At 26.9% G+C, this 9,094-nt stretch carries 8 protein-coding genes; all 8 read right to left on the reverse strand.

Annotation, left to right across the window (positions count from 1 at the left end; all coding sequences use genetic code 11):
- Positions 1-242: 242 nt before the first annotated feature.
- The 8 genes from Q0V67_RS09975 to Q0V67_RS10010 are packed head-to-tail and all read right to left on the reverse strand — an operon-like array spanning position 243 to position 8,947.
- Positions 243-1,013, reverse strand: a complete 771-nt coding sequence (locus Q0V67_RS09975) for a glycosyltransferase (RefSeq protein WP_297599203.1) — start codon at positions 1,011-1,013, stop codon at positions 243-245.
- 8 nt (positions 1,014-1,021) lie between these two features.
- Positions 1,022-2,008: a glycosyltransferase gene (locus tag Q0V67_RS09980; RefSeq protein ID WP_297599204.1), complete on the reverse strand. Its 987-nt coding sequence runs from the start codon at positions 2,006-2,008 to the stop codon at positions 1,022-1,024.
- Positions 1,993-3,105: a glycosyltransferase family 4 protein gene (locus tag Q0V67_RS09985; RefSeq protein ID WP_297599206.1), complete on the reverse strand. Its 1,113-nt coding sequence runs from the start codon at positions 3,103-3,105 to the stop codon at positions 1,993-1,995. Before Q0V67_RS09985 ends, Q0V67_RS09980 begins: the two co-directional genes overlap by 16 nt.
- A 12-nt stretch (positions 3,106-3,117) precedes the next feature.
- Complete coding sequence (locus Q0V67_RS09990) at positions 3,118-4,245, reverse strand: EpsG family protein (RefSeq protein WP_297599208.1); 1,128 nt, start codon at positions 4,243-4,245, stop codon at positions 3,118-3,120.
- Position 4,246: 1 nt separating this feature from the next.
- A complete protein-coding gene (locus tag Q0V67_RS09995) occupies positions 4,247-5,299 on the reverse strand; it encodes a glycosyltransferase (RefSeq protein ID WP_297599210.1) in 1,053 nt (350 codons plus the stop codon).
- Positions 5,300-5,307: 8 nt separating this feature from the next.
- On the reverse strand, positions 5,308-6,096 hold the full coding sequence (locus Q0V67_RS10000) for a glycosyltransferase family A protein (protein ID WP_297599212.1): 789 nt from the start codon (positions 6,094-6,096) through the stop codon (positions 5,308-5,310).
- Between the two features lie 2 nt (positions 6,097-6,098).
- Positions 6,099-7,334, reverse strand: a complete 1,236-nt coding sequence (locus tag Q0V67_RS10005; protein WP_297599214.1) for a sugar transferase — start codon at positions 7,332-7,334, stop codon at positions 6,099-6,101.
- Complete coding sequence (locus tag Q0V67_RS10010; RefSeq protein WP_297599216.1) at positions 7,334-8,947, reverse strand: aryl-sulfate sulfotransferase N-terminal domain-containing protein; 1,614 nt, start codon at positions 8,945-8,947, stop codon at positions 7,334-7,336. The genes Q0V67_RS10005 and Q0V67_RS10010 overlap by 1 nt, the downstream gene beginning before the upstream one ends.
- Between the last annotated feature and the right edge of the window lie 147 nt (positions 8,948-9,094).

Genomic DNA, 9,094 nt, shown 5'->3' on the forward strand with positions numbered 1-9,094 from the left:
ATCAGATAGCTCAGGATTTTAAGTCCTGTGCGTCTACCTATTCCGCCACCCAGGCTTCCTAGTTGAGGTGCTCTTCGCTTTCGCGTTTCGCTGTCCCTCACGGACATTAATAATAATATCATAAATTATAATTAAAGTCAACAAGTTTTTTTGCTTTTTTTAAAGTTTTTTTCTACTTTTTTGTTTCTACAACTAGGAATACCTTCATAACCCTTGTAAAATATAGTGTTATGAAGATAACATCACTTATATTTTTTTAAAAATTTTTCATAAATTTTTCTAATAGGTTCTAAAATATTTAAAAAAATCAACATGTTTATCAATACTTTTTTATACCCTTTTATTGTTTTAAATTCTAAAAAATATAATTTTTTTTTATTTCCATGCCAACTTTTCCCCCACCAATGTATTCCATATGTAAAATTTTTTATTTTTTTATAAGAAAATTCCTCTGTAAAATGATATGGATAAAAATATTCATACGGATATAACTTTATTCCATTTTCTAACTCCATAATTTTATCGGTTGAATTTTCAAATTTATAATACTTTTTTAAAACATATTCAAGAATAGCTGGTATCGTATATATATTTATCTCCCAAATCTCTTTTTCATAAAAATCTAATACTCTTTTTATAAACTCATGACCTTTTTCTGACCCTATTATTCCGGCACTAACTTGATTCCTATCCTCTAATCCAAAAAAAACTCTGTCATTCAAGAAAATATCTAAATTTTTTAATATCTGCATATCTGAATCTAAATATATTCCACCTTCATTGTAAAGTACTTTTACTCTAAAGTAGTCTGAAAGAAAAGCCCATAGCTCCCTCTTATAGCACTCTTTTAAAAAATTGTTTTTTTCAATTTCATTATAAAAATCTAAATTTTCTTCATTCCATTCTATAATTTCATAATTTGGAAGTTTTTCTCTCCAAGAATTTATACAAATATCCATTATATTTGGCTTCGGTCCTTTGCCCAACCAAATATAATGTATTTTTTTTTCCATAACTCCTCCTAAAATTTAGGTATCTTTTGTTTATGACCTATCCCTTTCCCTACAATTTTCCTTAAAAAATTAACTAACTTTGGAGATAAATAAACTAAAATCTCCTCTATATTTTTATTTTTAACTCCATCTACATCTTTAAAAATACTTCTATAATTTTTCAACTTTTCCTTATAATCTCTTCCAGAGTTGATATATCTATATAAAATTACTTTATAAAAACTTGGCAATAGCTTGGAAAGAGCTTTTTGTCCAAACTCATCAGTTTTAGAATATTCACTCAAAAGCATATAACATATTTTTTCCAACGAATTTATACTTTTTTCTGTGACCTCACTCATAATACTTCCGCTTCTCTGTCTATAATAATAAAAAGCGATATCTATATATTTTATTCTTTTAGCTTTCAAATAAACCATTGGAGTAAAATAACTGTCTTCATGTACTAAATTATCATGAAAATAAAGTTTGTTTTCACATATGAAATCTCTTTTATAGATATCATCTACAACCTCTTCACGAAAACATTTATTTCCTTCAAACAAAGTCAAAAAAAACTTAGTCCCTTTCCCAACAGTAAAATCCTTTATTTCTTGGGATCTAAAAAGAGGCTCCCCTATTTTATCACCTAAAAAATATCTCATATTTCCAACAATAACATCCAAATCAAGTTTTTCTCCCTCTTTAAAAAACTCTTCAAACTCCTTTGGTGAGATAATGTCATCACTGTCAATAAAGGAGATATATTCCCCTTTGGCCTCTTTTATTCCAATATTTCTAGCTGAAGATAATCCGCCGTTTTCTTTGTTTACAACTTTTGTAATCTCTGGATATTTTTTTTGATATTCTTTTAAAATTTCAAAACTCAAATCTGTAGAACCATCATTTATTAAAATTACTTCATACTTTATATTTTTTATTTGATATATACTATCTAGACACTCTTTTAAATATTGTTCCACATTATAAACTGGTACTATTATTGTAAGTTCCATAATTTTCTCCTATATATCTCAATTATTATTTTCTCATCAAACTCCTTCAGTATTTTTACTCTTCCATTTTTTCCTAAAATATCTCTAGCTTTTTTATCTAATTTTATAAATTTTTCTAATTTAAAAGCTAAATCATCAGAGTCTTTTACTTTTACCAAATATCCATTCACTCCATCATCTACAATCTCTTTACACCCTGTGACATCTGTTGCAATTATTGGCTTTTCCATACTTGCAGCTTCCATCAACACTTTTGAGATCCCCTCTCTATACGACGGTAATACAACACAGTCAGAATCGTTTATAACCCTATCAACGTCTTTTCTATGCCCTAAGTACTCTATAAGTCCACAATCAACATACTCTTGCATTTTTATATCATTTACACCGTTTGCAGTGTCTCCACCTAAAGCTCCTAAAAACCAAAACCTAACTTTCGAATATTTTCTTTTTATTATTTTAGCAGCCTCCACATACTCATTGAATCCTTTGTCATAAAAAGCCCTAGCTACCATTAAAAATATAATTTCACTATTTTCTTCTTTTTTCATTGGATAAAATTTTTCTGTATCAACTCCTTCTCCTGGAAGAATAAAAATTTTATCACTCTTCACAATTTTTTCTTCAATTAATTTGTTCCTATCATCACTATTTAAAACCCATACTTCTTTAGAAAATATCAGTGCAAATCTATACATAGCTTTTGCTACTCGAGAAACAATTCCACCTTCAACAAAAGAATACCCTAATCCTGTCAATACTGCTATACTGGGGATTTTTACCAATTTTGCCGCCAGTGTTCCGTATATATTAGGTTTTATTGTATAATGAAAAATTATATCAGGCTTTTCCTTCCTATATATATTTATTAATTGTTTCAAAAGAGACAAATCTTTTAAAGGATTTATTCCACGCATTTTAAGTTCAATAGGAATATGTCTAATTCCTAAATCTTTTGGAAAATCAATTCTTTCGTCTTTAGGAGCAACCGCTATTACCTCATGACCATCTTCTATCAATGCTTTGATAACCCCGTATCTAAATATATATATATCCCACAAAACATTTGCTGTAAAAATTATTTTAAATTTTTTCATAAATACCCCTTGTTAATATTGAATTAAAAGTTCCTTTCCGTGACTATCTTTTAGAAATTTTTTACTTTCCTTCAACTCTTTTTCTCTTCTTTCGTAATCTAGCCCACCAAAAATAATATTTTCATATCTATAGTTATCTGCATTTCCTATAAAACTTAAATTATTATGTAATCTAAAACCACACAATAAAAAAATAGTTGCAAGAACTAAATATTTAGTTCTTATATCTTGAATCTCCACTGCTCTACTCAGAACTATCCAAATGCTATATATAAATAAAATCCCTATACGAACCGAAATAATTGATAATTCGGAGGTAAATAAAAAAATAAATATCCAAATGTATGCACTGTTTTTTAAAATAATATTTTTTTCATTGAAATATGCTACTGCAAATAATATTAATCGTTCCAAATAAAACATATTTAACCCTCTAAAAGTTTCTATTGGAAGTACACTTTTATAATTTAATACTCTATCTCTAAATGCACCATTTGATACGTTTCCTAAATTTTCTAATAATATTATAAATATTTTTAAATCAAAAATATAATAAAAACTTCCCAAAATAAAAATACTTAATATAATTTTTTTATTATAATTAATATTTAAAATATAGTACATCGGCAAATAGATCAATGCGCTCAAATGAAATGTTGCCCCTAAAACATTTAACAGAAGAAAGGGAAGTATTTTTCTTTCCTCTATATATTTTAAGGATAACAAGAACAAGACAATAGCTTTCATATTTCTTAAAAGCTCAACCTCCATTTGGAGTCCTTGTATGCTAAAAAATATCGCAAAAGTTAGTATTGGATATTTACAATACCTTTTAAATACAAAATAAAAAACTAGAAGATCTATACTCCCGGTTATAAATTGATAAAAAATATAATTTTTCCAAATTCTAGAAATAAAAATTGTAAAAAACATATACCCTTTTTCATAAACATATGTCCCATTTAAAAAAGAGGGATAATAAAAATACCAATCCCATCCCAAAAATCCTCGTGTCCCTAAAAATACAATTAAAAAAAACACAACTACTTTCAATAACTTATTCTTTATTTGTGAATTTTTTCCAAATACATCATACAAACCCAATAACGATATTATTATAGCCACTATATAAAAGGCCATTTTACTCTCCCTTATAAATATCTATATATTTTTTTGCAGTTGTTTCTATTGAATATTTTAAACTATTTTTTATTCCATCTTTACTCTTTTGAAGGTAAAAACTATTATCTTCTAATAATTTTATCTTATCTACCAAATCTTGAACATTTCCTAATTCAAACAATAGACCTGCCCCATCCACGACTTCCGCTAATCCTTCAACATTAGAAGCTATTATTGGGGTGCCTGACGCCATCGCCTCCAACGCGCTTATTCCAAACCCTTCAAAATTAGAAGACTGTATAGCTATATCATGCCTCTTTAAAAGTGATGCCACTGAATTTGAATATCCTAAAAATTGAACTCTTTCCCCTAAATTTAACATTATCGCTTCTCGTTTTACACTTTCTTGTGTTTCTCCTTCTCCAACAAAAGTCAATGTATACTCTTTGCCTAATTGTTTTAAAGCTCTTAAAACAGTTGCGTGATCTTTAGATTTATGAAATCTAGAAATCATTATTATTCTATTACCTTTTCTTTCCTTTGGTTTGCTTAAAAAGCTTCTTAAAGAAACTCCGTTTGAAACAATTTCAATTTTTTTTAAACTGATTCCAGTCCAACTAACTAATTCTCTAGCTGTAGCTTCTGATATTGCAATTATTTTTTTATAACCTAAATAAATAAACTTGTCTAATAGTTTATATACAGATGACTCTCTTCTTCTATTGTGGGTGCTGTGCTCAGTTGTTATATACATTGGCCCTTTTGCTATATATCTTGCTAAGCTTACCCAAATTTGACTGTGAATGAGATGCGTATGGACAACTTCATATTTTCCATTATCTATTATTTTTGCTATTTGAAATATATTTTTATAGCTTTTTTTATCATTTACAATTGGTGTATGTATTTTTACACCTCTTTTTTTGTATTCTTCTAAAAAAACTTCATTTTTTAAATCCAATACTAATAATTCAACATCTTCTCCTTGTTTTTTTTGAGCTGGAATCAAATCTAATAAAAGTTTTTCAGCTCCTCCCAATTCCAAGGAAGTTATAACATGTAATATTTTCATTTTTTCTCCTATTTTTTTATCCAATCATAATATACTGATTGTAGATACCTGATAAAAAATTTTATTTTATTTTTTAAGGGAATATTTTTTTTAAGCATATAAGAGTAATAGATTTTAAACCCTTTTGGATTTTTTTTCATTATTTCTTTAAATTGTTTTGTGTATCCTTCTAAAAGGTATTGGTAATAATAAATCCCTTTATCTATATATCGAAAACTATACCTCTCCCCAATCTGGTTCCATATATACCCTTCTGGAAAAAAATTTTCTCCTTCAATCTCTACAAATGGAAATTCTCTCATTATTGAAGTTTTTATTATTTCAGCTTTATCTCCAAGTATTTTTTTGTTATAAAAAATATCTATCGGATTACTATCTATTTGATCTTCTCCAAACCTTTGATTTATATTTTTTATTTCTCCTTCGCTAGATATCTCAACTTTTCTGAATACCAATCCTGCAAAATCATCCGGTAATGTTATCACTTCTTCCTCAATACTTTCAATAGCTTTTTCATTTAAAAAATCATCGCTATCAACTATAAAAAAATAATCCTGTGTAGCAAGAGAAACTCCTAAATTTATAGCTCTCATTTTTCCACCATTTTTAACTTTTTTATAAATTATTTCAATCTTTTTTTCATCAATAAATTTTTTTATTAAACTTTCTGTTTTATCTGTAGATCCATCATCTACAATAACCCATTGAAACGTTTTAGATGTTTGATTTTTTAAACTTTTATAAAGTCTTTCAAGTGTATCTTCTCTATTATAGGTGGGTGTAAATACCGTTATCATTTTTACCGTCCTTTTCCAAATACAACTGTTTTTAGAGTTTTAAAAAGTATTATAATATCTAAGTATAAGCTATAGCACTTTATATAATATAAGTCATACTCTAGCTTACATTTTGCATCTTCCACTGTAGCACCATAGGGATACATAACTTGTGCCCATCCTGTTAACCCAGGTTTTATCATATGTCTTAATCCGTAATACGGGATTTGCTTTTCCAATTCTTTGATAAAAACCATCCTTTCTGGTCTAGGACCTATAAAACTCATATCTCCTCTTATAACATTTAACAATTGAGGGAGTTCATCAATTCTAGTCTTTCTCATAAAATTACCAAATTTTGTCACTCTCGGATCATTTTTTTGTGCCCATTTAGCTCCATCTTTTTCTGCATCTTGACTCATACTTCTAAATTTATAAACCATGAATTCTTTTTCATTTTCCCCAACTCTAGCTTGCGAATAGATAGTTCCACCTGGACTTTCCAACTTTACTACAATAGCAGCTATAACCATTATAGGTAACGTCAATGTTCCTATAATTATTGACATCCCTATATCGAATACTCTTTTTATTTTATTTTGAATTTTACTTCTTAAAATTTCAAATCCATAGGCATTTAATAACCACTCTTCATTTATATAAGAAACTTCTATTTTCTTTTCTATTTCTAACATATAATCCAAATATCCCATTACATTGGTATCTCTCAATTTTATTTTCAAGATTTTATCAATCTCTTTATCCTCTAATTTTAGTTTTCCCAATAAAAGTAATTTTATTTGATTTTTTTTAACAAACTGCTCTAAATCATCTATATTTCCACAATAGTTTATATATCTATAACCTTCTAATCTCTCTAAACTTTTTTCTAAATTTAATTTTAAATCTCCAACCCCATAAATTGTTACCGGTTTAACGTTGTAAACAGATAGATTTATAATTAATCTCAACAAAACAACACTCGATATAAATATTATAAAAAATACAATTAACCAAAATTCCCAACTCATCAAAAACCAAATTAAGAAAAAGAGAAAATTTATTCCAAAAACTATTAAATAATTTTTTAAAGAATAATTTGGCGTATCAAAATTCATCAAATCAAATAAATACAAACTCAAAATTATAAAAAAGAATACTAAATATCCTACAAAATTCATTTCTGATGTCAGTGTAAAAATATTTGTTAAAACTGAAAATACTATTCCTAAAACACTTATATAAAAAACTCTCAACATTATTCTTCACTATCTCCTTCATAGAGCATAACTCTTTCACCATCTTGAATTATATTTTCATCAGCTCCATCTTTATCATAATATATAACGGCTCTAAAAACTTCATCCTTAGAATCTAACCCATACTCTGAAAATAAGGCCGAAGGATAAGTTGCATCTCTATAAGATATAACTGTCAATAGATTATTATTTCTTACAAGATATTTTGTTTTTTTATTTTCATCATTTTCTTTATTATCCTGTCTTCCAATTCTTCCTAAAATTTTACCCAATATATCCAACTGAAATTTATCCTCATCATTTTTTATATCCCAAATTCCTGGTTCACTTTTTTCAATTCGGGCTCTTCTTATATCTTTTCCAGTTTTTAAAATATATCTCATATTTCCCATACTATCGAAAGCAAAAGGTATTGCCTCTTCTTTTAAATTATAAGATACTAAATTAAATCCAGGTTGAATACTTCCCGACACTCTTTTTTCAACCGATATCGCAGGTAATCTATCATCTACTGGAAATGTTTTTAGTTTAAGTTTTTGACTTTTTAAAACCGTTTTATTTTTAGGATTCAAAATTTCCAATATAACTATATTTTCTTTTTTAGGATATAACCCTACAATCGGTAATATTTCACTCATATTATATCTATAAATATATGAGTAGTTAGGCATTCCACCAATTCCTAAAACTGTTACCCTAACAAGATCTTCACTTCCATCATTTCTATATTTTACTCCATAGCTTAAGGGTGTTCTTCCATATGGATTGTATTTTATGAAAGGTGTTTCAAATGTATAATTTTCTTTTTCATACTCTTTGTTTATTTGATTTTCGAACTCTTCATCTTTAACATATAAATCTCCGTATAAAGCAGCTTTTCTAATATTTAGTCCATTGGACATCCCCTCTATCTCTATAGCTAATTCAGGATTTATCTTTCCTATTTGATATAAAGTTTTACTTATTTCAACTATTTGACTCAAATTATATTTTTTCATATCTTTTTTTTCAACAAATTCTATAGTTATTGGGGAACTTGATAAAATTTCACTGATCTTCATTAAATTATGTTCAGAAAGATTTTCAAGAGTATTTTTTGTGCTTTTTATAGGTAAAAGCTTTGTTATTCTTTTTCTTGTCTTTATAACTTCTGGTTTATCTTTTATTTTTTTTATAAATTTATCATATCCATTTTTTAACAACTCTTCTTTAAAATATCGCTCCAATTCTGGTGAAAGCAACTCTAATTCTTTTAAGGACTTAGCTATTTTTGAATTTTCTACAGCTTTTTCATAATCTACGTTATTTATATACTCCTCAATATTTGGAGTATTTAAAAAATCAACTAATCTATTATTTTCTAATATCGTATTTGCTATTTCAAGTTTATCAATAGATAAACTATTTAAAATACCTTTTAATTTGCTATTTTTTATTTTGGTATTAAATATTTTTTCAACTCTTCTTTTTTCATTTCGTTCATAAATTGATGACATATTTTTATTGTTCTTAAATTTATGTTCTATTTCATCTTTTTTTAATAAGCTAATTATACCTATAAAAATAATAATTATAGAAACTATTAGAACTATTATTTTTTCTTTTTTTATCACTTATATTCACCCCTTAATCAAATTTCCTTTTCTTTATTATACACTATACTCTATTTATTTCATAAAAAAAAAGAGCCCTTAGGCTCTAAAAATTTTACAAAAAATAAAAAAATGGCGCTTCTTGCTGGGCTCGAACCAGCGACAACA

The sequence above is a fragment of the uncultured Cetobacterium sp. genome (assembly GCF_947072685.1).
Lineage (GTDB): Bacteria > Fusobacteriota > Fusobacteriia > Fusobacteriales > Fusobacteriaceae > Cetobacterium_A.